The sequence below is a fragment of the Bradyrhizobium sp. Pha-3 genome, from assembly GCF_042258325.1.
Classification (GTDB): Bacteria; Pseudomonadota; Alphaproteobacteria; order Rhizobiales; family Xanthobacteraceae; genus Bradyrhizobium; species Bradyrhizobium elkanii.
The window spans coordinates 2809865-2831221 of the sequence record NZ_CP170151.1 but is presented as its reverse complement, the minus strand read 5'-3'; the positions used below and the strand labels follow the sequence as shown (position 1 = coordinate 2831221).

Genomic DNA, 21357 nt, shown 5'->3' with positions numbered 1-21357 from the left:
GAGCCCCTCGATTCACAACATGATCGAGGGGCTTTTTGCTGCGCTTCAACCGCTAGAATACAAAACTACTGCCGGAATAATGCTCGCAGGGACCATGATCTTTATAAGGTGCGCGTCTATGTGGCAGTGGCACCAGGCACTAAGAAGGTACTCGGCTTCTATAGTTTGGTGCTAAAGTCGCTTATTCCGGAAGAAGTTTCCGAGGCTGCGAAAGATAAGTTTGAACGAGTCAATGCTGTGCCGGCGATCTACCTGGCCATGATTGGCGTATCGGACGAGTGCGCAGGCGGCAAAATTGGCAAAAGGTTGATCGGTCACGCCATTCAAAAAGCCTTGGAGATTTCTGAACTGGCAGGCGCGTTTGCGCTGGCGTTAGACGCCTTAGACGACGAGGTCGCGGCACTATACGCCGACCTCGGCTTCGAGTTTTTTACTGCCGGAAAATTGCAGATGTTTCTTCCCCTCAGTGTAGCTCGCGCAGCGCAAAATCAATAGGTCACTATTTCTTCCATCGCTTCTGAGCGGCCTGGATGGACTTGCCCAACCGTCATAGCCAACGCCCATGCACATGACCGAAGCTGAGACCGCCCGACTGATGAAGGTGACCGAGGCGATCGTCCGCGAGTTAGACCGTCAGGGTGTCGCTGATATGCTTGTGTTAAACTCAGGTTCGATGCGCTTGAGATAGCGGGGGTAGCGATCCGTGCAGCAGATGGGATCGTGGTGCCATTTCGGAGACCGTGACCTGAGACTCGCGCGCTGTGCTCTGCTAGTCTGCGCATATGGCAAGCAACGAAAATGACGATCCTGCGCTCAACTTCACTAAAGATTTGGAGGATATCCAAGTTCATGCTTCCGGAGTGCTGGCAATCGACGATGATTCAGAGACTGGCATATTCACGGTGGTGACGCGGGTGGGGCACTACGACTTCCTGATCAATCAAAAAATTGCCAATGAGATGGTGCAAAAACTTCGCGAATTCATCCGCGGAGACAGTACTCAACCTACAAGATGAGTGAGCCGGCGCGCCCTTCTCCGCCCCATCGTCATGGCCAGTGCCCACCATGGCTGAGCCCAAGATCACCCTCGGCGAGATGCGCGAGTCCGGCGCCCGCGGTCTCCTCGTCTTCTGCTCGGACCATCGCTGCAGCCACTCCGTCGAGCTGCCGCCGGGAAAGGTCGATCAGTGGCCGGATCGCGTCCGCCTCTCCGATCTAGAACCCCACTTCACCTGCATGGCTTGCGGCAGGCGCGGCGCCGATGTACGGCCACACTTCCCGCAGGCGAGGATGGGAACGCGCTAAAGATGCCAAGACGCCCGGTTTTATAGCCCATTTGCGCTACGTGCATCCGGCACAAATTGCACTTTCAGCGAGAGGCGTCCGGGATTAAGCTAAGACAAATGCTGCACTGTCGGGGTGTGCCATGGCCGAAACATTCGTCCGCGTAGGCATCGTCCTCTTGGGGCTGTGCCCTTTCGCAATCGTCGCAATTGCTCTGCTCGTGCAAAACTGACACGGTTTCGTTCGCGAGTCGGCTGGCGTTGGACTAGCCGCATAGAGGGCCCCGGCGACTGCCTCCTGGCCCCCAAAAGTTGCCGGGGCTCTCGCCAATTCCGTAGATTGAGCGATGAAATACATTGGCGACCGCCCCTACTCCGACCCCGAGAAAGCTGCCCGCAGGATCATGGAGCACGCCCGGGCGTTCGAGCCGATCCAGGATGGCCGGATCTACATCGAGAAGATCAACTATCCGATGCTCTACCAGGACAAGGCGACGCCGGCCGAATACTGGGCCGGCTTGCAGTACGCCAAGGATCAGGGGTGGCTCGAATACCACGAGAGCGGAACATTCGTGAGGATGCTGCAGTCGGGCAAAGACCTGTTCGCCTGACCAAGAGCCACTGGGCCTATCGCCTCTGCCGTTCTGACATGACATACCAATATGCGGTCCCAACCGCGGCCGCCGCGCTGAGCACCCCCACGATTGCGACGACCCCTTCCACCAGTTCCATGCGGGCCTCGCTATCCCAAAGAAACGGCCCCAGCGACTGGATTGCAGATTTTGGCTGCCGCGTCTGTCCGGTGTATTCCGGCCTGTCCTAATTTGTCGCAGCTGACGAGCGCGTTCCGTGTTATCCTGCCGGCATCACCGGCCGAGGCTCTGCCCGTAGGCGTCGGTGGCTGAGAGACCGAGAGCGCTCCCGCCTGCATTAGCGAGGGAGTGCGGCCATGTCCGAACAGCACAACGGTTATTCTACGTGGTCCGAAAAACTCGCCGCGCAGGCCCGCGATTTGATTCAACGCTCGCTCAAAATTCTAAACGATAACCCGGTGCCGGACACGTTCGCTGGCCGCAAAACGCACGAGCCCTTCCCTCAAGAGAAAAGCAAATACGGGATCAACGATGGAAAACCTCTTATCCTGAGACAGGGCGGGAACACGGGCGCCGGTGTAAGCGGTAGCGATGATTGATCCACTGTTCGCGCGTTCTCAGCGTGCTATCGAAGATGGTCAGACCTTACGCATACAACGGAAAGCCCTTACTGACCAGCGCGCCGATCAGCTTGCTGAGCTACGGCAATCCATCCGTGATAGTGCCAGTGTGCGCATGGAGATCAAGGCTCATCGAGACAACAAAGATTAAGGCCGGCAATTGAGCTCGGCTCTAGGAGCGACGAAATGAAAGTCAGCGATCTGGTGCGCAGGCTCCACGCTCTCCCCGATCAGAACGCGACTGTGGTTATCGGCGAAGGCACCAAGCCGGATACTTGGCTCATTGTGTCGGGTGTGGTGCCTCGCCAAATCTCCCGTGTCAGCCGCGACCATGCTGAGCCCGGAATTGAGGCGGCCGTCGAGATAGTTTGAAGCCGCTTGGGTCTGGCTCTTCCTACCTAGCACACGATCTCAAAGAAATGGCCCCCGCGAGGGGGGAATCTCGCCGGCCGACCGAGTACTGGGCCAGCGTGCATTGCGCCTAAGGCCGTGTTGGCATCTTATGATGCAGAGGCGATCGCGCGGTCTCTAGATGCCGTGGCGGCCTCATACCAGAAATCGGCCCCAGCACCTCTTGGGGCCAGAGCCCGTTGCCGGGGCCAGTCGTCCTAAAGGTGAATCGGGACGTGCCCCGAGGCTTTAAAACTAACACCGGTGTCAGAAATTGCTACTCCTTCCCGATGCGGTCGGATGTCTTGTCGTTTGTCGCGGCAGTGCCCTGTCTGGACGGCGTAATAAGGGCCCCAGCGGTGAAGCTGGGGCCAGTGTGTAGCTGGGCGTCTCGGTGCCTGTAGCGGTGCGGCACCGAACAGGGCGACCAATGCCAATGCTTGCGCTTCGTTCCTACTCATAAAAGAGACCCCAGCATCCGGATCATGCTGGGGCCAAAGCTTGATCGCCGAGCCGCTGTCCGCCAGGAAGCAGCGGTCGTCGTTCTAGGGCTGAAAAAATACGAAATGAAAATTACCTGCCCTGATATTCAGATTATCCAAACCGAGGCTGGATCCGGAAATAACCCGAGTGAATCCCGGAGAGACAAATTGCCGCTTTTTCCCTCCTCTTGACGATATTGCTAAAGAGAGTTTGACTTTAGATCTCGGCTCTCTCCAGGCCGAGAACCCCTACCGTGCAAGGCGAGGCCCCGTAGAACCCCACATCGGGGCCTCCACTGCGGATTCGTAAAATCGGCACCAGATACCTATCTTCCGGGCATGCCCAAGTTTGAGTTCTGCCTGCCGACCATTGGAAAGGCGGTCCCGGCCGGCCCGGAGTGGTTCCACGAGATCAAGTACGATGGCTACCGCCTGCGCCTCGAGCGCGACGGAGGTCGCGTCCGGCTGATCACCAAGGGCGGCCATGACTGGACGAAGCGCTTCCCTTGGGTCGTGGAGGCGGCCATGAAGAACCGCCAGAAGCAGTTCGTGATCGACGGCGAGGCCATCGTCCGCGGCGTAGATGGCTACTCAGACTTCAACGCGCTGCACTCAGGCAAGCACAATGCCGAGGTCGAAATGCTGGCGTTCGATATCCTGGCGCTGGATGGCAACGACCTGCGGGATCTGCCGCTGTCGATGCGCAAAACGAACCTGCAGCGGTTGCTAGCACGTCGGCCTGAAGGCATCTTCGTTTCGGATTTCGAGCAAGGCGAGATCGGGCCCGACCTGTTCCGGAAAGCCTGCGAGTTCGGCTTTGAGGGGTTAGTATCGAAGCGTTCCGATCGCCCCTACCGCGGCGGCCGGTGCCCGCACTGGATCAAGGTCAAGAACCGGACGCATCCGGCGATGTCACGGGAGTTTTGAGTGAACGAATTGTTCTCAGACTGGGTGAATGGCTTAGTCCCTTTTATATTGATTGCTGTCGGTTTCGTGCTGGTGCTGGTCGGTCTCATTGTCAAAGCGCGGCGAAAACGATTCGAGGTGGAGGAGCAAGAGGAGCCGAAGCCATCCCGCCCGCGGATGGCGCCGCTACCGCGGCTGCTGTCCAATCAGCGCCCAGAGCAATAATCCCGTAGAAGTTCGGGAGTCGCGCTTGCGTAGCTCGTCATCCGAAAGGATGAAAGAAATTCGTCGGAAATGATTCCGCGAGCGATTTATTTCTGTTCGTGAGCCCTATACGGTTGCCCACACATTGAGCAACAATCTAGAGTATAGTAGTAGTGCAGCTACTGATTTCCCTTCTTATTCCGCTTTCCTGCGCAGCGCTGCTTTGCGCTTGCTCGTACCTCGCCTATCGACTCGGTCTTAGTGAAGGGCGGCAGCGCGGCATGTCGGAGGCTTATGGCTTCTACGTGTCAGCGGGCACAGTGAAAGATGGCGAGCAACCAAAGCGCACGTCTGGAGCTTCTAGCACGCAGATCGCGATCGGCTCTATGCTGTTCGCCATGGCGTCGTGCGCGCTACTTTTCATGATACCGCCAAAGCCGGTCGATTACAGCCTGCGCGGCGTATTCCGCCGCTGGCAGGGCCATGCTTGGGTTATGGTCGTCAAGTACCCGCTCCGGCAGCTGCGAGAGGCCAAACTTTACGAGGATGATGTTTTGCTTGGGCCGGCGAACAGCGATCCGCAGGAGATTTGGATGAAAGGCCGCGGCATGTATCGCCTTTACAAGGAAGAAGATGAAACCGCACCCATCCTGATGTTCTCATCGAGCGACAACACAGATCCGAACACCAACGGCAGGAAGTACCGGCTCGAATAAAAAGAGCCCGACGCCGGTTGGGGTGCCGGGCAAGTCTAGGGAGGGAAACAGGCCTGAAGACAGGCCGAGCTACCGCCGGTCCAGACGATCCGGCGGATTCTTTCGCCACTCGCGCCACTCTTGCAGCGCGATGCAAATGGTGAGGATGGAGAGAACGATCATGAAGGCCGCGAGCCACTTGATCCAGAACTCCATCAAGGATATTCGCGCTCGATCGCTTCCCGAACGAAGCCCCGCCCATGGCGTAGCTCGCGAACATCCTCTTCAAGATGCATGATGCGCCGGTTCTGATCGGCCTGCGTGATCAGCACTTCGCCAATCTTCTTGATCTCGGATTGCATTTCGCCGAGATCGAGCCGAACGTCTTTTGCCCCCGATTTCAGGGCGCTGACATCGCTCTTGAGGGTCATGAGAACAAGTATCCCGCCGCCAACGATGGATGCAATTTCGATCAGGTTACCGACCGTGATCGTGTAGTCGATTGTCATTCCAGGCATTCCAGTCCGCTAGCGTTTGATGATCCGCGCCACGTTCTCAAAAGTACGCTTACCGAAGTAGAACCCCATGATCATGCCGGCCCAGGTCGAGACGTCGCCAGCTAGTGGGTCTGTCGTCCCAAGGCCGAGAACCTTGTCCCAGATCACGCACTTGGCGAAAAAGATCAGGCAGACATAGAAGGCCAATTTTTCAGGCTCCCATGGGTGCCCGATCTCGGCCGTCCGTAACTGTGCCTGCGCCTGCATCTCGACGGTTTGCGCGGCAATCTCCTTGCCGGCCAGATCAGCCGCGATCTGTTTGTCACTGGTCGTGGCCTGTAGATGCGCGTTGTAGGCGTCGAGAAGCCCCTTAATGACCGGGCCACCGAAGAAACCGATGATGGCCTGCCACATCAGCTTTTCGCCTCTGCAACGGCCTGCACCGCGGCCTCTTTGGCAACCTCGGCTTGGGCAACAGCCTGTGCCACAGCCGGCGGAAGTTTCGCGTCCGGTACCGCAACAAGTTCAAGCGGCTTCGTCACCGTCTTGCGAAGTTTGTTGATGAGCAGACCAAGGATTCCAATGAAGGCTGTTACCGAGAGGCTGCGCATATCCGGGGGGACAGCAAGCCAGTCGAAGAGCCGTGTCGTAATTGGCGTCAGATCCAAACTTGGCACGAATTGGGCCAGCGAGTCGTAACCCCACACGATTCCGCTTCCCACCCAAACAAGACGCCCGAAGAGAATCGTCTCGCTCTTTTTGTACAGGGCCAATTCGATAGGATCGATCCACGCGAAAAAGGTTTGAGCCCATGCCTGCTTCTTCAACCAGGGGCGCAGCACAAGCGCATACAGGAATCCGATTGCAATGATCAGAGCGAGAATTAAAAGAGCGATGGTCATTTCTTCTTTCCAAAGATGGCTGAGAGAATGGAAGCGATGAATGCGCCAAGCGAACCGGGCGCCGGGTTGGTGACGGACGGAGCGGAGGGCTTTGCAGGCGGAACGGTAGGCGCCGGGGCTGGTGGTGCTGGCGCGTGGTCCCCGTCGAATGAGATCGACGGGTCGAGCGACATCATTGCGAGCAACAGGCCCGCGCAGCCGAGCTGCTGATCCACGACGTTGGGATCATAGACACCATCCCGAACGTACTTGCCCGAGACGTATTGATTTGTGCCGGACCAGATGTAGGGCGATGGCCGGCCCTTGTTGGCGTATCCGAGCCCGTTGTACTGCTCGAGCATGGTCAGCGTGCCGCCGGTCGACCAGTCCTTGTTGAGGGCCGCCCGCGGCGCGCAGTTCACCAGCGCATCAACGGCGGCGTCCTCCCACGACTTGAACGGTCCCCTGCCCGCCGGCACATGGGTTGAGATCTTGTTCCACGGATCGCCCTGAGCCAAAGAGCCAGCCCAGTCCTGCGAGCTCTCCCGCTCGTGTGCGACGGCGATGAAGGGCCACGGAACGCCGGTTTTAACCGAGACGATCTGGTAGCGGGCCTTAGCTTCCGGCGCGACCAGGCGCTTCGCAACGCCGGTAAAGTTCCGGGTCAGCTTGGCTTTCGCCCAGCGGGCCGCATTCGCTGCTTTTAGAGCGTTCAGGTCGGTCATGGTTTATCCAAAGAAAAACCGCCCGAAGGCGGCTAAGAGATCCGGTAGACAGTGATGTTGCAGTCCTTGCTGTCGCCTGATCCGTTGAACTGCATAATCGAGCTTGAGCTGGCCGTATTCCTCACTGAAATACGAATTGCCCCGGCCGGATTAGCGATGAGGCCGCTGATCTGGACAGCGATGCTCTGGTTTGTCGCGGTTGAACTCACGACGGTAGATGCAACTATAGTCGTTCCATCCCATAGCCGGACTAGATACCCATTTGTCGCGGTAGAGTTGAACAGCGAGACACAACCTGAGACAAAAAAGATTCCGGTCGCAGCACCTTGCGATGAGGTCGGACCATCGAAAAACGAGGTCGTATTCGTAATACTGACGTTCGCGGCGAGTGCATTCGTGACAGCGCCCACAGAAACGCCAGTAATCGAAGAAGCCCCAGAGAAGAACGCCAACTGGCCGGAGGCCGGCGAGCCCGTTGTGGTGACGGTGCCACCACCAGCCGGCGTCCCCCATGTCATGTCCCCGCGAAGGAATGTGGAAGTGCTGGCGCCGGTTCCGCCATTGAAGTTGTTGACCAGCATATTCCCGGAAATATTAGCTGCCGGGTAGCCCGTGCAATTGGTCAACGTTCCAGACGACGGCGTCCCAAGGGCCGGCGTAGTCGAACCGCTGAGCGTGCCGCCAGCCCACACGCCGATGCCAGAGGCTGCGGGCGTAATCGCGGTGCTGGAATTGACCGTAAGCGTAGAGCCACTGGCGAGGGTTAATGTGCCCGTCCCTGTGGTGATCGCGTTGCCGTTGATCGACGTTGCGGTCGCCGCTCCGATCGTCGGAGTTACGAATGTCGGCGATGTGGCTCGCGCAAAGTTGCCGCTGCCGGTTGTCCCTGTGAAGGTCGCAACGCCAGTTGCGAACAGCGGAACCCCCGACTGCGCACTAACATCGGCACCGAAGCCGCCGCGAGTCGCCGCGAGCGTTCCGGCCCAGCCAACTGTAATCGACGTTGGCGCAAGCAGAGCCGTGGTCGGCGATCCACCCAACGTCAGAGTAACGTTCGTGTCGTTGGTCCGCGTGAGTGCTCCCACGCTCGCAATGTCAGATGCCGGAATCGTTCCGACCGTGATAGCCGCGCCTGCGCTCGACTGCTTTAGGTACTGGCCCGCTCCGCCCGTCGCGCTAAGATTGGTCCCCGTCCCACCACGGCTAAGCGCAAGTGCTCCGGTCCACCCCAGTGTAATCGAAGTGGCCGCTAAAAGCGCGCTGCTCGGCGAGCCGCCGAGGGTCAGCGTGACATTGCTGTCATTGACGGCCGTAAGCGCAGCAGATGGCACCTGCGCGGTCGCGATCTGCCCGGAGATATCGGTAAACGCGAGCTGCCGAACGGTTACGGGCCCGTTAACTGTTTCCTGCAAAAGGACGTTCGACGCTGCACCCGTCCCGCTGAGAACGATCGTGCCAGGAAGGAACGTCTGAATTCCGCTCCACGTCTGTGGAAGTATCGGCACGGCCGCGGCATAGGTAACACCAGGGAGACCAGCTGGATTGCTTGCGCTCTGCCCCGGAGGCTGCTCGACCAGCGGGGGGACTGATATGATGCTACCCGTTGTCATAGCTTGATCATCAAATTGAGGAACGTGGTCGGCTGCATGTTGTTATGCGCGGCGCCTGCGCCGAATGCACCGCAAGTGACGGTGCCCGTGGGAATACCGGATTGGATCGTGCCGCCCGAAAATGTTGCTGTGGCACCGGAAAGGGTCGAAGAAGCGAGTGTGCCAGCCGACGATCCGATGTTCGAGCCAAGCGAAAGATCAGTGATGACGCTACTGCCGGACGTCGCATAGTTACGAACCGGATACGTTACCGTGCCGCCGCTGATGGTCACCGAGCCTGCAACAGTGCCGCCAGTGATCCCGGTCCCGTTAAAAGTCGCGAGAACCGTCACAACCGGCAGATCAGAGATAGCCAGCGTTTGCGTCTCGACGCCGGTGAACTGCCCAAGGCCTCTTGCGGATAGGCCTGACCCGGTGCCGTTGCCGGCGACGCCTAGAACACGTCCGAGCGTCCGCGGCAGCATTATCCTGCAATTCGCAGCCCATGCCGTTGCGGCGTTCACCTGCGCTGAGCGCGTCGTTGCGCCTCCGCCTGAAGTCAGGATAGGCGCGTAGGCGTCCACGATGACATTGAAGATCAGCGTGAAGAGGGCTTGGGTGTCATTGTTGGCTCGGTTCGATGAACCTGACGTAGCGCTCCCGATGGTGCCATCGTCGCAGAAGACCCAGCCAGCATCCGCTACCGTTTTGAGGGTCAGCTTGGCATCGCCAGTGCCGAAGAATGCTGCGGTCGCGTTATCGACATAGTTCTTGGTAGCGCCATCCGTCGGGATCGTAGGATCGGCCATGCCGATGATCTTTTGGTTGCCCATCGGCAACGGCGCCGTCATTGCCGAGCGGCCGCCACGATCCAGGCTGTTCGTGATCTCGTTGCCGAGATCAGGGATCAGCGTGTTGTAAGCAGTCGAACTGATCGGTTGACCGGATACGGCGGCCGTGTTCGCCGGCTGCTGATAGGTGCCATTCGCTTGTCTGGGCATCGATTTCCCACGAAAAAGGCCCCGAAAACGGGGCCGGATTGGTACGGATTTTGACTTTGGGCCGGACTGAGCTATTTTCTCGAAATGCTTCGCATCATCGTCTGTTCAGCCGTTCTGCTTGCGGTCGTCGCCGCCCTGAAGTGGGGGGCCAATTTCAGTTTCGATCTTGGTTTCGGCTGGGGCGCAGCATTCTGTTTGATCGGCTTCGCCATTTTCTGCCTCATCGCGTGGCGGCTCGATCGCGCAAATACTCGTTCTCAAGAAGTGCTGCCGCCAGGGCAGCGCGATTCCCGATAGCTGGCGCTGCGGCGCGGTTTGCATCGCGGCTAAGAAGCGACGTCGCCAGCGCGTCCAGGTGGCGGTCGCGCGCCGCACCCTGCGCCGTCAGAATGCGTGCCATCTCGCCATATTGGGCAGTCGGATCAGCCCGCATCCCGTTGATCGCCCAGTTCAGTGCCTTCTTGCCGCCCGCGCCAATCAAGCCAGGGATCGTCATGTTGGGATTGATCAGCGGTACCTCGCCGGGCGGCTCCGGTTTCATGTTCTCAGCCGCTGCACGCCGCTGAGCTGTCTGCGAGTTTTCAACCACCTTGTTATGGGTGTCCCGGAATTTCGCGTTCCGCTCGACCGATGCCATCAGATCGTCGGCAGCATCTTGCCCGTGCACGGTCGCAATCTTCGCGGTGTTCCAGCCGCCCTCGCCTTGCAGCTCGCCCTTCAAGGCCTGCAGGTCGTTTGCCTTCGTGCCGAGCACGCGATCGATGTTACCGCGTGAGCCCTTCGCAAAAGCAATCTGCTCTCCGGGCTCAAGCTGGCCGAACTCGTCGGCAAACCGTCCAGGTGACGGCGTCGTCTTGCCGGAGCCAAGGTATTGCGTCCCTGCTTCAACAGCATCGCCACGTCGAGCGAGCGCAGCGGATTGCCGGTTGGCGTTCGCATAGCCGGGTACCTGCTGCTCGAGCGCTTCATTTAGCTGGCCGCGCATCATTCGGAGTGCGCCTTGCTGGCGCGAGACGGCGCCGGCCGGAATGCCAAGGCCCGGCGCGTCGTACTGGATGACGTTGTCGAGCTCCTGCTTCACCTTGTGCAGGACTTCGGCGTCCTGCTGGTTGACCGGGATTTCCTCGAACCGTGGGCGCCCCAGATTGTCGTATTGCGGATGGCCGGCAGTATCGACCAACGGACGGCGCTCGGTCGTCATCATCATGCCGCGTAGATTGGTCAGCGCCCGGCGCTCCATACCGACAGCGCGCGGAATCATGTAATCGAGCTGCGCCAGGATCGGCGCCGTCTGAACATCGGGCGCAGCGTTCAGCGCGGCCGGATAGTTCGCATTGTCGACGACGGACCGGTGCGCGCGGATCGTATTTGTGACCGTCTGCGGATCTTCAGCGGGGCCCAGCGCCCGGTTGACGTCGCCCATGATCCGTTGGTTCGTCGCATCATTGCGGGCGTTGAGCGCGCCGACTCCTATCGAGCGCGCCTCATCACTGTTGAGCACCGCGCCTTGCGTCTTGCCCAAGAACGCTGGGCCAGCGTCGGCCAGCATGGCATCGGGACCGAGCTCGTCGAGACGCCCACGCACCGCGGCCGGTGTATCGGCGGCGAGTGCGTTGGTCAGATGCCGAGCTGCCGGACGCGACATGCCTTCGGCGCCGATCAGCGCGTCCGCGAGAGCGTTGTAGCCTTTGCCGACCACGGCACCCGTCGCCGGGATTGCGCCCCCCACCAAAGTTCCGACAAGCGCACCCTTTCCGGCGTGCTTCGCCACGTCTCCGACGTCGGTCAGATCCGGTGCGTCCGAGACACCTTGCACTCCGCCGAATATGGCTCCGGTGCCACCACCAAGAAGGGTCTTCGCAAGTAAGCTCGTTCCCTTTGCCGCGGCCCCGATAGCGCCCAGCGGCAGCATTGCGCCGCCAACCAGGTGGGCGGCCGTATTCGCGATCGGCGCGGCTTCCGCCAGCCGCCGATCCTCTGCGCGCTGCTTCTGGAGGTTCCCGGAATAGTCGCCGCGCTCGCCGCCGATGCCGGTCAGGGCCCCCATGCCGGCCGCGAACCGGTCCATGAATGGGATACCATTGGCAACTGCCCGGACGCCGCTATCGACAGCGCCGATCGCGCGCATGGTCTTGTCGCCAGCCGAGAGGTTCGGCGCGGCATCGGGCTTATTGAGGTCAAGCGCGATCGGATTTCCGAGGCCGTCGACGGTCATCTGAGGACCACTCAGATTTGAGGGCTCCGCAGCTGCGACCTTTGGTGCTTTCGGTCCGCCGAACTCGCGCGCCATCACCGACGTGATCGTGGCATCAGACGTGCCGGCCGGAAACTCGATGATCGAACCGTCAGGTGCCTGGATTTGAACGCTCATTCAAGCGTGCCCGTTTCTGGATTGTATCGGCGGATTTTCTTCATGTTGGTTTCGTGGCCAGCCGCCAACGCGGGGTTCGTGCCTCCTCCCTGGAATTCCGGTAGAGTATAGCTCTGCGTTAAATCCTGACCCGTCACCGGGTCTTTGATGTGGTGCGTCTCGTCGTAATCTCGGATGATCTTCTCGATCTTGGCCGGATTGACGCGCTGGCCTGCGCCGACCGCTTCAGCAGCCGCAGCCCGAATTGCGTTGCCCACCGCGACGTTGCGCTGCTCGATCTGCGACTGGATGCCGATCAAGCGCTGGTTGCCTGTGACCGACATCTCAAGGCCAGGATTGGCCTTCAGGTAATTCGACATCTCGAAGTTGGTTACGCGCGCGCCCATCGCTCCCTTGGCCTGGGCCCCCGCAATCTGACGATTGAACTTGGTCAGAAACTCCTTGTCGGAAATGCCCTTTTCGCTGATCGGTGGCTCAAGACCGAGCGCTGAGGCGCCGGCATTGATCGTTTTAGACAGTTCGAGCGCCTGAGCCTGTCCCATGCCGCCTGTAGTGCCACCGTTCTTCTGGATTGCGTCAATAGCACCCTGCATTGCGGCGAGGTCGCGAGCGCGCGCCTGCGCGTCCTCAACACCATTCGAGAGAGCCGAGTGAGACTTCGCCAGCCCCTCACCCATGACCGTATCGTATTTGTCAGGACCCTTTGTATCCACATTGGTTGTGACGTTTGTCGCCGCGGCGCGCGCCTTGGCGGTCGAGAAGGTCGCGTAGTCCATCGGCTGCGGATTTTCGGGCGTCGGCTTGAACGTGCTCGTGTAATAATTGTACTCCGAGACGCTGTTCGGAATGTTCTTGGTCGCGTCCGGAAGCTTGCCTGTGATGAGGTAGATTCGCCCCTCGGCAGAATTCGGATCAATGCCATACTGCTGAAGCACCGGAGCGCGTTCCTGGGCCTGCTCGAGCGGTGTCATGTTGGCGCGCGCCGCCGCCTGGTCTGCCCGCTCTGCAGATCGCTTCTGAAGCGCGTAAGACGCGCCCCAATGCTGATCCGCGATCTTGTCGCGCTCGGCCTGATGCTGGGCAGTGTAAGCATTGTTTGCTGCGGAAAGCGCGGTTGCATTGGCCCATGGGTCGGCCGCCAGTCCCACCATTGCAGTCGGGTCGATCTTGCCTCCTTGCAGTGCAGCGGCCATCCGCTGCTGCCACGCCGAGCGCCCCTGCTGCTCCTCGTGGGCAGCCGAAGCACGCTGATAGCCGCCAAGCGCTCCAGCGAGCCCGCGATTGAGCGCAGTGATCCAACCACCCCCGCTCCCCCCCGCTGCTGGCGAACTGTCCCCCGCCTGCCTGAGAAGCGCGTCAGCATAGGCCTGACGACGTTGGACATCCTGCGGCGTGCCGTTCGTATCGATGCTGAAATCAAGGAGTGCCATGCTATCTGCCCGTGCCGTAGCCGCTGGGAGAGCCACCACCGAAAAGGCCTCCCATCTTCGTCAACCCCAAGCTTGCGCCGCCCGTGAATGGTGCCGCGGCAAGTCCAACCCCAGTCCCAATCAGGCCGGCCAACTGCCCGTTGTAGGCGTTCGCGTTCTGGCTCTCCTGCTGATAATTCTGCTCGATCAAGCCCGATACATTCGTTCCCGCGACATTCGGGTTTGCGACATTCGGGTTTGCAATATTCACGCCCGGCGTCGAAACATTTGCCGCTCCCGGCATCTGCGGAGTGGTGCCTTGAGTCAGGCTCAGATAGCTATTCAGCGGTGAATTATACGCGGCGAGCGCGTTCTGGGAGGACAGAGCATAGTCAGCAAGGTTCGCCGAGTTATAGGCGTCATTTCGGCCGATATTGAAATTCCGCATGACGTTGTCGTAACCGGCCATGCCCGGCGTGAGCCCCTGAGCCGCAAGCCTGGACTCGTTCAGGTCGCTCTGCTGCTGCCAGTAGGGATCGAGCCGCGCGTGGTTGAGGGCGTCGAGCGCCGCAGTCGTTCCGTTGTAGGATAGATCGGGTCCACGTCCCGAGAACGCGCCCTGACCGCTGTTCAACAATTGGCTCGCGATACCAAGCTGACCGCTTCGAAGCGCGTTGCTTTGATCAAACAGCCGCTGACTGTCCGGGTTGAGCGTCGTCGTCACGCCGTAAGTCGGCGTCCCATCTGCACTGGTTCCGGTCTGGCTGTATCGCGTCGTGCCGTAGGGATTGGTCTGATCGACCATCGAGGCGCGCTGAGCGTCGAGCGCGTTGGTCCGGTTGTACTGGTTTTGGGTCGCAGCATTCTGAATGTTGTACTGGTTCTGCTGCGCCGCCGTCGCAAGGTTCGACGCGGTCTGCGCATTCGCGGTCTGATAGGGATCCGGAGGAGTTGGCGAGCTTTTCAACGGAATATCCTCTGCTCTGACCTCAGAAGGCCAAACACGATTGCATCAGCGTCATCGAACCAGTGCCGCAATACGCCTTCACGCTTGAACCCCAGCGCGCGAAGCATGTAGGCCGCCCGGGTGTTGTTCACCGAAGTCCTGGCTGTGATGCGTCGCACCCGCGCGAAGCAATAGCGGGCGATCTCGCGGACATCTGCGATGCTCCAGTTTCCGCAGGTATGCGCGGTCAATTCGATGTTCTGCCCCGGCGTGTAATCGTTGAGAATGACAGCACCCACCGCCTTGCCGTCTTTCTCGATGACCAGCCCGATGAAAGGATCGGAGATATGCAGGCCAAGTTCGCGCTCGACATATCGCCGCGCGCCTTCGCTATCCTGCCTAACCAAGCGGGTTACCCGGCTCGAACAGCAACTCAATCGCCGTCAAACGAACATCGGGAGTGACGCTCGTTGAAAGCGTCAACTGAATGACCGGTGAGACCGTCGCACCAAACCCCTCGGCATCAGTCCAGTTCGAAACGTCATTCAATGCGGGCGGCCAGGTCGCTATATCCCACAACGCGCTGTCCCAGAGAGCGCCGGTCGGCACCGTTGAGCTCGCCGTGGGCTGAGGTGGCTTCGAGGTGTCGAAATCCACCTTTACCGTGATCTGCGGCGTCACCGGATAGGCCGACTGCAGCCGCGGCCGAACCATCTTGACGTGCTTAGTGATGGCAGGCGACCCAAGATCATTGTAGGATGGGAAGACGGTCCAGGTGTAGTTCTTGCCGTCGTCCTGTCCGCCGGTCTCGGCCTGCATCACGCGACCGTCGGATGAGCCGTAATACAGGTTGTTGTTATAGACGGCGAAGCAGTTGGCGTCCCAACCGATGTACCGCGACCAGGCACCGGTTCGAACATTCGCCACGAACTGCGTAGCGTCGCCCGCGTTCGACTTCGGCAGGTTGATGATGCCCATGCTTTGCAGAGGCCATGTCGCAATCTGCCAGCCCGACAATCCCTGCCGGGCAATGACCGCGTCCCGCCAGGCCGGAGCGATCGGCTTCGTTACAGCGACATTCTGGAGCGCGATCTGGTCCAGCGTCATGGCCTGAGACATCGGGACAATTCCGTCCTCGGTCATAATGGCGAGATCACCGCCGGCCTTCATGATGCAGCGCCGGCCCAGCGGCTTCGAAATCTTGTAAAGCCCCTTGAGCGTCCAATTCGGATCCGCAGGGTTCAAGCCGTCATAGATCGCGACTTCACCCTCAGAAGTGACGAATGCATTGACCTCATAAAGGCCTGAGTTGGAGGAAATCGACCAGGATGTCCCGCAAAGTAGGTAGCCGCCAGACTTGAAGATGCCGGAAAGATCGAACTGCGTAGCTGCGCCGCCGATCGAATTGACCCCGAGATACCACGCGCTCAGGGAGGCCGCTTGGATGCCGTAGAGCCGGTTCTTAAACGGCCAGACCTGGGCGAGATTGCCGCCGGTCAGTCCCGTGATCGCGGGCGTGGTCACCCATGCCGATCCGTTATAAAGCTGCGCAGCGTCTACGCCGTTGACCGCGATGAGCCATGTCGCTGCGGTGTTGGTGAACTGGCAGTATTCCACGAAGGCGGAACTGTTCAGGCCCGTGACGGCAGCAGCACCCACAGCGCCCGCGCCGGACACGTCATAGATCGAGCCATTGCACACCGCAAAGAACTTCGATGCAGCTCCGCTAATGTAAGGGATCAGCGTTGAAACAGCCGCGTTCGGCATGCCGGTTGCGTAGGCTGTCGAGCCGCCGCGCATCCTGACATAATCGAGCTGCGGGAAGGCATTATCCAAAATGTACGCCGTGCCCTTCGGGGCCGAGGACAGATTGGCGCCGACATACCAGCCTTTGGTGGGACTTGGGATGAAATTCGTTTTCGACGTGGGCAGCCGGCTCGCATTGCCGTTGCTGCTCTTTTGTCGGAGTGCCTGTCTCATGGGGGCGTCACGGTAATCACGCCGGGCCACTGATTTTCGTTCCAGCTGAGCTGATTGCTCATGCGAACGATCTTGGCGCCGGCCTCGTGGGCCGCCTTCTTCTCCCGCTCGAGCGTATAGCTACGGAAGTCCTCGGCGTAATCCAGCCCCTTCGATTGCTTCCAGCGCCAGATGAGGCCAAGGCGCAGGATGATCTCGGGGAATAACGTGTAATCGGAATCAGCGGTCCAGCGGGGCTTTCGCGTCAGACCATCGCTCGACACGATCGGGTTGGTCGACCGATACTCCCCGTTGACCACTTCCAGGTTCGAGAGCGCCGGCCAGATTTCCAGCGTCCCGCCGATCAATCGCCACACCGGCCTCACCGGCGTGACGGGAAGCGCTTTCAATGCCAGAAGATCCTGACTGGAGATCGGGCCTTGCAGCGGAATGGACGGATACTTGTTCGACCAGAGCGCCTGCCCCTGCAGGACACGTTCGAAATCGGAGGGCAGCGCAAACAGCGTGGTTGTACCGTCCCCCGTCAGGATCATCTGAATGTTGAGGTTGCGCCAGTTAAAGTCCGAGCCGGTCTCTTCCGCCTCGGTCTGAGCAAATGCCAGGAACTTCGCCACGGTCGGATCAGTATTGGACACAACGGCGTTCGGCTGCGGTTGCCCGCAGAGGACCATCGCGTCCGATACGGCCGTGAGGATGGACATCAAAGCGCCTCAGTCATCTCGTGAACGGCGTTCTCAGGCTTGCGCGGCCGACCAGGACCGCGCTTTTCGGTATCGACGCGCGCTGAGAGCTCGGCGAACTGCTTTTCCATATCCGCAATTCGCTGCTTCAGCGCCTCGTTCTCCGCGGCGTACTTTTCGGCCGCAGCCGAATTGCCGGCCACGTCCAGGAAAGCCTGCGCCTTGCGCGACCATTCCAGCGCGCCCATGCCGAACGCCTGCTTGGCGGTATCTGACATGACAGCAAGCTGTTCGACGGTGTGAACGTTGAAGGAGGCGAATTCCTTCGCCATCGAGCGCGTCATCGCCGGCCAGTGCTTCAGCGGCGTGCCAACGGCCTGCTCTTCTTCCTTCATGCCGTTCTTGAAACGGGCGTATTCCAGCGCAAAGCGCTCCTTGTCGGCCGCCGACGCTTCGCGCTCGACGGAATAATTCTTGTCGCCAGGAATGTGGATCCGGACGAACTCGGTGTCCGCAAAGATCGGCCTTCCGGCCTCCTGCGATTTGAACTCCTGCTTGACGGCTTCGATGTAGAACTCGACGTGCAATCCGTGACCTTCGGCCATGTTGTCCTCGGTTGATGGAGGGGAAAAGGAAAACGGGGCCCGAAGGCCCCGCTCTGGATGATGGATCAGTTGGTCTTGTCGATGTACGGCCAGAGGATACGAGCTTGGGCCACCAGCGAGTTGGTGATGGTGACGGTGCCCGACGCGGTCGCCACGGCCGACAGGGTAAAGCCCGTGATCGTCGTGCCCTTGAACTGGATCGCGGTGATCGTCTGGGATGCCGCGATACCGGTTGCGGAAAGGGTCGATCCGATCCACGACGGGCCGCTGTCGACCGTCAACTGACCGGGCGCGACCGTAACCTGGGTCGAACCGTTGACAGTCGTGCCGGTGAATGTACCGCCCACGGCCTTGGTGACGTACAAGCCCACGATGAGCTTGGAGCCAACGGTAGCCGAGTTCGGGAAGTTCGCCGCGCCGCCGGTCGCCGTGGTCTCCGCCAGATTGCCGAGGGTGGCAACGGTGGTGTAGGCGATCGGCATCTGGCCGGCGCGCGCGAGCCACAGGTAGTAGACCGAGCCGGTCACGGTGGTGACAGACTGGCCGCCGTACCCCATGCCGACGCCGCACACCATGACCTTCGAGCCGCGCGGGCTGTTGGAGGTGGTGAGCAGCGTGGCATTGTAGTCGTCGTCCACCGTGAAGAGCAGGCCCGGCTGCAACACCTGGTTGGAGACCGAAGTGTATTTGCAATAGACCCACTCGGATTCCGCATCGCCATAGGCAACGTGGCCGAGGCGATACTGCGGGACGATAACGCCGGAGCCGGCAACGGCCGGACCTTCGACAACGAACGGATTGACGCCGTCGATTGCCGTCTGGAAAGTTGCGACAGTCATTGCTCGATCTCCTTAGGTGAGCACGCCCTGGAGGAACATGTTCGACGTGGTGAGATTGCCCATCCAGCCGATCAGTTTCACCAGTGCATCCTGGTTCGGGTTGACGCGCTCGCCGCCGATCTCGACGAAATTGCGCTGAGAGTGCGGGCGCAGGTAGATGTAATCCGTGTTGAGGAAGTACATCGTGGAAGACGGCGCGCCGCCGCCGAAACCACCGTCCAGCACCACGTCGGCGTTCATGTACTTGAGCGAGGTGAAGCCCGCCTGAGCCATCTTGTCCGAGGTGATGCGCTGGATCGACTGCAGCGACGAGTGGTAGAAGCCGTACATGGTGTTGTCGGCCACGATCAGGTCGGGATGATCGGCGCCGCGCGTGGTGCGATACCAGAGCTGGTTCATGTAGCTCTGGACGTTGGTCGCAGAGGTCGCAACGCCGCCGTCTGTGGTACCGTTGAACTTCTGGTTCTGCCAGAAGGTCCAAGCGGCGCGGGGGATGCCGCCGTAGGTACCGGAGGTCGGGGTGGTGGTCACAGCAGCCTGCAGGCCGCCGATCTGCTTTCCGCCGTCCGCGGTGCCGTCCGAGTAGCAGTCCAAGGCGATGTTGTTGCGAAGCGTTTTCTGCGCGTTTTTGATACGGGCAGCGAGAAGCTTGATCATCACCTCCTTGCCGGAGTTCTGCATCTGCTCGAGGCCCGAGATGGAAATCGCGGCAACGGCCTGTTTCCAGTCGTACTCGGCAGCGGTCAGAACGTCGGAGGGAGCGATGTTCAGGAGGTCGTAGCCGGCGTACCGCTTGAAGGTGCCGTTCTCCTGATACTCGATCTCCTGGACGATGGTGCGGCCACCGTCAGCGGTGTCCACCCGGCCCTTTTCCAGGAGACGGTTGAGCAGGGCGTTGTTCTTCGAAACCGAGTCGGCGGCCTTGCCGGTACGGTTTCGCAGCGTCGTGGTGATGATTTCACCAAGATTGGGCGATGCCATTTAAGGCTCCTTTGGATTTAAACGGAAGCATCCATCAACTGACGGATTTCGTCTTCCAGTGAGAGGTTTGGCCCCTTCGCCGAAGCATTCGGGATTGGGGAGCCAGTGATCGACTTGGCAGCCGCGCGGGCCTGAGTTGCCGCCGCTACCTTTGCTCCCGTGTCGGGAACCTGCGTCGTCTGCTGTTTGATGAGCAGATCGCGGATTTCCGGATTCGCCCAGCAGGCTTTCTCATAGGCGTCCTCAAGCGTATCGGCGTAACCCGAGTTGATGAGGCGTCCCATGTCGGCCTTGACGTTCTCGAAAAACGTATGCTTCGGGTCTGATGCGAAGCGCTGAATTTCGCTTTGAACGCCGGCTTCCTGCTGCTGCTGAACGAATGACTTGAGCGCGTTCAGTTCCTGGGTGATCGGCGTGAGATCGACGGCCGGTTGACGGGCCTGAATCTCGCCCGTGCCATCCTGTTGAGAGGATGCGCCGTGACGGGCCAGAATTTGCTGTGCGAGGGCAACCGGATGGATGCCCTTGTTTTGGCAGATGCGGGAAACGCCGGACACCATGTCACGGCTGAGTTCCTGCTCGATACCGACGTAATTCTCCAGAGCACGGTCAAGCGTCGTACCCGACTGCTTCGCCATCTCCATGAAGCGTTCGACGGGCTTGTATTCGGCGAACTTGGCAAAGCCCTTGTCCACCTCCTCGTTGCGCTTGGCGATGTCACGCTTGACGGCGTCCCATTCCGCCTTGTCCAGCGTCTCCTTGTTCCAGACCACCTTCGCCGTGGGCGAGAAGCCCGGAGGCGGCTTTGTGGCCTCGACCGGCTGAGCGAGCGGATCGACGGCGGCTGGCTGCGCTGGGACGGTCTTGGCGCCGGGTTCTGGCACCTTGGTCGCCGCGATGTCGGCCTTTGCCGCCGGCTGCTCGCTGGGCTCCTCAACCTTGGCGAAGCGACCCTTTTCATCACGAACACGCTCGGCTGCCTGTTCGGCAGTTTCCGCGGCCGGCTCGGGTGCTGCCTGCCATTCGTTCTCCGCTGCGTCAAATGCCGCAGCCAGGTCGGCAGTCACGTCAAAGTCATCGTCCGCCGCGGGGGCGGCAACGTCGAGATCAGCCATCGATGTCTATGGGGTTGCGCCGTCCGGTTGAAGTCCGGGACGACTAGCTTACGGAATTGAACGCCTGCGCCACGTCGCGCTCGATCGGCGCGATCGCAATATCTGCTTCGTCATTGTCACGCGGCTTGATCGTCTCGTTGCCGATCTCGACCACGCCGTTTTCCTTGTAGTGCCGCCTGAGATCGGCCTTGCTGTCGAACCGCTCGCCGCTCACCATACTCTGAACGCTGTCCAGCGAGTCAGAGATGACCATGGGACGCGGCAAATCTGACCGCGCCGTCCTGACCGCGAAGTGTCCGAGACACGCCCGCGGCCATGACTGGCCCAAATCGTGCCAGTCCTCGCAGACCCGGCAGAGACGGATTGCCATCAGGCGGGGATCTTCGCCGCGATGGCTTCCACCTGTGCCGCCAGCGCATCGACGGCGGGCTGCTCATCCGGGACGGGAGCCGGAGCAGGCTTGTTGTTGAGCGCATCCACTTTCGCGGACAAATCGGAAATCGCAGCCTGAAGTCTGGAATAATCAGCCAAGATGGCCTCCTGTTGGTTGATAATTCGAAGCAGC

28 protein-coding genes are annotated in these 21357 nt (G+C 60.2%); 9 read left to right on the top strand and 19 right to left on the bottom strand.

What is annotated here, in order from left to right; all coding sequences use genetic code 11:
* Window positions 1-108: 108 nt before the first annotated feature.
* The 9 genes from ACE10X_RS13310 (at window position 109) to ACE10X_RS13270 (ending at window position 5194) form a co-directional block, all read left to right on the top strand.
* Window positions 109-495 carry a GNAT family N-acetyltransferase gene (locus ACE10X_RS13310; protein WP_375764255.1) on the top strand — a complete coding sequence of 129 codons (387 nt, stop codon included), beginning with the start codon at window positions 109-111 and terminating at the stop codon, window positions 493-495.
* 287 nt (window positions 496-782) lie between these two features.
* Window positions 783-1016, top strand: a complete 234-nt coding sequence (locus tag ACE10X_RS13305) for a hypothetical protein (RefSeq protein WP_375764254.1) — start codon at window positions 783-785, stop codon at window positions 1014-1016.
* Window positions 1017-1065: 49 nt separating this feature from the next.
* The gene (locus ACE10X_RS13300) at window positions 1066-1305 is read left to right on the top strand and encodes a hypothetical protein (protein WP_375764253.1); all 240 of its coding nucleotides are present in this window, start codon (window positions 1066-1068) and stop codon (window positions 1303-1305) included.
* Between the two features lie 325 nt (window positions 1306-1630).
* Window positions 1631-1894 (top strand): hypothetical protein, encoded by a 264-nt coding sequence (locus ACE10X_RS13295; protein WP_375764252.1) that lies wholly within the window; start codon window positions 1631-1633, stop codon window positions 1892-1894.
* 338 nt (window positions 1895-2232) lie between these two features.
* A complete protein-coding gene (locus ACE10X_RS13290; protein ID WP_375764251.1) occupies window positions 2233-2475 on the top strand; it encodes a hypothetical protein in 243 nt (80 codons plus the stop codon).
* Window positions 2476-2682: 207 nt separating this feature from the next.
* Entirely contained in the window at window positions 2683-2868 is a 186-nt protein-coding gene (locus tag ACE10X_RS13285; RefSeq protein ID WP_375764250.1) for a hypothetical protein, read from the top strand.
* Between the two features lie 839 nt (window positions 2869-3707).
* A complete protein-coding gene (locus tag ACE10X_RS13280) occupies window positions 3708-4295 on the top strand; it encodes a DNA ligase (RefSeq protein WP_375764249.1) in 588 nt (195 codons plus the stop codon).
* On the top strand, window positions 4296-4499 hold the full coding sequence (locus ACE10X_RS13275) for a hypothetical protein (RefSeq protein WP_375764248.1): 204 nt from the start codon (window positions 4296-4298) through the stop codon (window positions 4497-4499).
* A gap of 260 nt (window positions 4500-4759) precedes the next feature.
* A complete protein-coding gene (locus tag ACE10X_RS13270; protein ID WP_375764247.1) occupies window positions 4760-5194 on the top strand; it encodes a hypothetical protein in 435 nt (144 codons plus the stop codon).
* Window positions 5195-5263: 69 nt separating this feature from the next.
* Here ACE10X_RS13270 and ACE10X_RS13265 read toward each other — a convergent pair whose 3' ends face one another.
* The 19 genes from ACE10X_RS13265 to ACE10X_RS13175 all read right to left on the bottom strand — a co-directional run bounded on the left by ACE10X_RS13265 (window position 5264) and on the right by ACE10X_RS13175 (window position 21323).
* A complete protein-coding gene (locus ACE10X_RS13265; RefSeq protein ID WP_375764246.1) occupies window positions 5264-5389 on the bottom strand; it encodes a hypothetical protein in 126 nt (41 codons plus the stop codon).
* Entirely contained in the window at window positions 5389-5682 is a 294-nt protein-coding gene (locus ACE10X_RS13260) for a hypothetical protein (protein ID WP_375764245.1), read from the bottom strand. The genes ACE10X_RS13265 and ACE10X_RS13260 overlap by 1 nt, the downstream gene beginning before the upstream one ends.
* Window positions 5683-5700: 18 nt before the next feature.
* Window positions 5701-6084: a hypothetical protein gene (locus ACE10X_RS13255; protein ID WP_375764244.1), complete on the bottom strand. Its 384-nt coding sequence runs from the start codon at window positions 6082-6084 to the stop codon at window positions 5701-5703.
* Window positions 6084-6572 (bottom strand): hypothetical protein, encoded by a 489-nt coding sequence (locus tag ACE10X_RS13250; RefSeq protein ID WP_375764243.1) that lies wholly within the window; start codon window positions 6570-6572, stop codon window positions 6084-6086. The genes ACE10X_RS13255 and ACE10X_RS13250 overlap by 1 nt, the downstream gene beginning before the upstream one ends.
* Window positions 6569-7276: a hypothetical protein gene (locus ACE10X_RS13245; RefSeq protein WP_375764242.1), complete on the bottom strand. Its 708-nt coding sequence runs from the start codon at window positions 7274-7276 to the stop codon at window positions 6569-6571. Before ACE10X_RS13245 ends, ACE10X_RS13250 begins: the two co-directional genes overlap by 4 nt.
* Before the next feature lie 32 nt (window positions 7277-7308).
* Window positions 7309-8886, bottom strand: a complete 1578-nt coding sequence (locus tag ACE10X_RS13240) for a hypothetical protein (protein ID WP_375764241.1) — start codon at window positions 8884-8886, stop codon at window positions 7309-7311.
* On the bottom strand, window positions 8883-9866 hold the full coding sequence (locus ACE10X_RS13235; protein ID WP_375764240.1) for a hypothetical protein: 984 nt from the start codon (window positions 9864-9866) through the stop codon (window positions 8883-8885). Before ACE10X_RS13235 ends, ACE10X_RS13240 begins: the two co-directional genes overlap by 4 nt.
* A 220-nt stretch (window positions 9867-10086) precedes the next feature.
* Entirely contained in the window at window positions 10087-12237 is a 2151-nt protein-coding gene (locus ACE10X_RS13230; RefSeq protein ID WP_375764239.1) for a hypothetical protein, read from the bottom strand.
* Window positions 12234-13667 carry a hypothetical protein gene (locus ACE10X_RS13225; RefSeq protein WP_375764238.1) on the bottom strand — a complete coding sequence of 478 codons (1434 nt, stop codon included), beginning with the start codon at window positions 13665-13667 and terminating at the stop codon, window positions 12234-12236. The genes ACE10X_RS13230 and ACE10X_RS13225 overlap by 4 nt, the downstream gene beginning before the upstream one ends.
* A 1-nt stretch (window position 13668) precedes the next feature.
* A complete protein-coding gene (locus ACE10X_RS13220) occupies window positions 13669-14613 on the bottom strand; it encodes a hypothetical protein (protein ID WP_375764237.1) in 945 nt (314 codons plus the stop codon).
* Window positions 14610-14999 carry a GNAT family N-acetyltransferase gene (locus tag ACE10X_RS13215; RefSeq protein ID WP_375764236.1) on the bottom strand — a complete coding sequence of 130 codons (390 nt, stop codon included), beginning with the start codon at window positions 14997-14999 and terminating at the stop codon, window positions 14610-14612. The genes ACE10X_RS13220 and ACE10X_RS13215 overlap by 4 nt, the downstream gene beginning before the upstream one ends.
* Window positions 14992-16572, bottom strand: a complete 1581-nt coding sequence (locus ACE10X_RS13210) for a hypothetical protein (protein WP_375764235.1) — start codon at window positions 16570-16572, stop codon at window positions 14992-14994. The genes ACE10X_RS13215 and ACE10X_RS13210 overlap by 8 nt, the downstream gene beginning before the upstream one ends.
* Window positions 16569-17273 carry a hypothetical protein gene (locus ACE10X_RS13205; RefSeq protein WP_375764234.1) on the bottom strand — a complete coding sequence of 235 codons (705 nt, stop codon included), beginning with the start codon at window positions 17271-17273 and terminating at the stop codon, window positions 16569-16571. The genes ACE10X_RS13210 and ACE10X_RS13205 overlap by 4 nt, the downstream gene beginning before the upstream one ends.
* Window positions 17273-17857 carry a hypothetical protein gene (locus tag ACE10X_RS13200; protein ID WP_375764233.1) on the bottom strand — a complete coding sequence of 195 codons (585 nt, stop codon included), beginning with the start codon at window positions 17855-17857 and terminating at the stop codon, window positions 17273-17275. Before ACE10X_RS13200 ends, ACE10X_RS13205 begins: the two co-directional genes overlap by 1 nt.
* 65 nt (window positions 17858-17922) lie before the next feature.
* On the bottom strand, window positions 17923-18696 hold the full coding sequence (locus ACE10X_RS13195) for a hypothetical protein (RefSeq protein ID WP_375764232.1): 774 nt from the start codon (window positions 18694-18696) through the stop codon (window positions 17923-17925).
* Between the two features lie 12 nt (window positions 18697-18708).
* On the bottom strand, window positions 18709-19677 hold the full coding sequence (locus tag ACE10X_RS13190; RefSeq protein ID WP_375764231.1) for a phage major capsid protein: 969 nt from the start codon (window positions 19675-19677) through the stop codon (window positions 18709-18711).
* A gap of 17 nt (window positions 19678-19694) precedes the next feature.
* Window positions 19695-20792 carry a hypothetical protein gene (locus ACE10X_RS13185; protein ID WP_375764230.1) on the bottom strand — a complete coding sequence of 366 codons (1098 nt, stop codon included), beginning with the start codon at window positions 20790-20792 and terminating at the stop codon, window positions 19695-19697.
* Between the two features lie 43 nt (window positions 20793-20835).
* Entirely contained in the window at window positions 20836-21045 is a 210-nt protein-coding gene (locus ACE10X_RS13180) for a hypothetical protein (RefSeq protein ID WP_375764229.1), read from the bottom strand.
* Window positions 21046-21161: 116 nt separating this feature from the next.
* A complete protein-coding gene (locus ACE10X_RS13175) occupies window positions 21162-21323 on the bottom strand; it encodes a hypothetical protein (protein ID WP_375764228.1) in 162 nt (53 codons plus the stop codon).
* Between the last annotated feature and the right edge of the window lie 34 nt (window positions 21324-21357).

Excerpts from the sequence above, each read along its gene's own strand:
- ACE10X_RS13305 (WP_375764254.1), top strand. The coding sequence starts at position 783 with ATGGCAAGCAACGAAAATGACGATCCTGCGCTCAACTTCACTAAAGAT.
- ACE10X_RS13300 (WP_375764253.1), top strand. The coding sequence starts at position 1,066 with ATGGCTGAGCCCAAGATCACCCTCGGCGAGATGCGCGAGTCCGGCGCC.
- ACE10X_RS13295 (WP_375764252.1), top strand. The coding sequence starts at position 1,631 with ATGAAATACATTGGCGACCGCCCCTACTCCGACCCCGAGAAAGCTGCC.
- ACE10X_RS13290 (WP_375764251.1), top strand. The coding sequence starts at position 2,233 with ATGTCCGAACAGCACAACGGTTATTCTACGTGGTCCGAAAAACTCGCC.
- ACE10X_RS13285 (WP_375764250.1), top strand. The coding sequence starts at position 2,683 with ATGAAAGTCAGCGATCTGGTGCGCAGGCTCCACGCTCTCCCCGATCAG.
- ACE10X_RS13280 (WP_375764249.1), top strand. The coding sequence starts at position 3,708 with ATGCCCAAGTTTGAGTTCTGCCTGCCGACCATTGGAAAGGCGGTCCCG.
- ACE10X_RS13270 (WP_375764247.1), top strand. The coding sequence starts at position 4,760 with ATGTCGGAGGCTTATGGCTTCTACGTGTCAGCGGGCACAGTGAAAGAT.
- ACE10X_RS13265 (WP_375764246.1), bottom strand. The coding sequence starts at position 5,389 with ATGGAGTTCTGGATCAAGTGGCTCGCGGCCTTCATGATCGTTCTCTCC.
- ACE10X_RS13260 (WP_375764245.1), bottom strand. The coding sequence starts at position 5,682 with ATGACAATCGACTACACGATCACGGTCGGTAACCTGATCGAAATTGCA.
- ACE10X_RS13255 (WP_375764244.1), bottom strand. The coding sequence starts at position 6,084 with ATGTGGCAGGCCATCATCGGTTTCTTCGGTGGCCCGGTCATTAAGGGG.
- ACE10X_RS13250 (WP_375764243.1), bottom strand. The coding sequence starts at position 6,572 with ATGACCATCGCTCTTTTAATTCTCGCTCTGATCATTGCAATCGGATTC.
- ACE10X_RS13245 (WP_375764242.1), bottom strand. The coding sequence starts at position 7,276 with ATGACCGACCTGAACGCTCTAAAAGCAGCGAATGCGGCCCGCTGGGCG.
- ACE10X_RS13240 (WP_375764241.1), bottom strand. The coding sequence starts at position 8,886 with ATGACAACGGGTAGCATCATATCAGTCCCCCCGCTGGTCGAGCAGCCT.
- ACE10X_RS13235 (WP_375764240.1), bottom strand. The coding sequence starts at position 9,866 with ATGCCCAGACAAGCGAATGGCACCTATCAGCAGCCGGCGAACACGGCC.
- ACE10X_RS13230 (WP_375764239.1), bottom strand. The coding sequence starts at position 12,237 with ATGAGCGTTCAAATCCAGGCACCTGACGGTTCGATCATCGAGTTTCCG.
- ACE10X_RS13225 (WP_375764238.1), bottom strand. The coding sequence starts at position 13,667 with ATGGCACTCCTTGATTTCAGCATCGATACGAACGGCACGCCGCAGGAT.
- ACE10X_RS13210 (WP_375764235.1), bottom strand. The coding sequence starts at position 16,572 with ATGAGACAGGCACTCCGACAAAAGAGCAGCAACGGCAATGCGAGCCGG.
- ACE10X_RS13205 (WP_375764234.1), bottom strand. The coding sequence starts at position 17,273 with ATGTCCATCCTCACGGCCGTATCGGACGCGATGGTCCTCTGCGGGCAA.
- ACE10X_RS13200 (WP_375764233.1), bottom strand. The coding sequence starts at position 17,857 with ATGGCCGAAGGTCACGGATTGCACGTCGAGTTCTACATCGAAGCCGTC.
- ACE10X_RS13195 (WP_375764232.1), bottom strand. The coding sequence starts at position 18,696 with ATGACTGTCGCAACTTTCCAGACGGCAATCGACGGCGTCAATCCGTTC.
- ACE10X_RS13190 (WP_375764231.1), bottom strand. The coding sequence starts at position 19,677 with ATGGCATCGCCCAATCTTGGTGAAATCATCACCACGACGCTGCGAAAC.
- ACE10X_RS13185 (WP_375764230.1), bottom strand. The coding sequence starts at position 20,792 with ATGGCTGATCTCGACGTTGCCGCCCCCGCGGCGGACGATGACTTTGAC.
- ACE10X_RS13180 (WP_375764229.1), bottom strand. The coding sequence starts at position 21,045 with ATGGTCATCTCTGACTCGCTGGACAGCGTTCAGAGTATGGTGAGCGGC.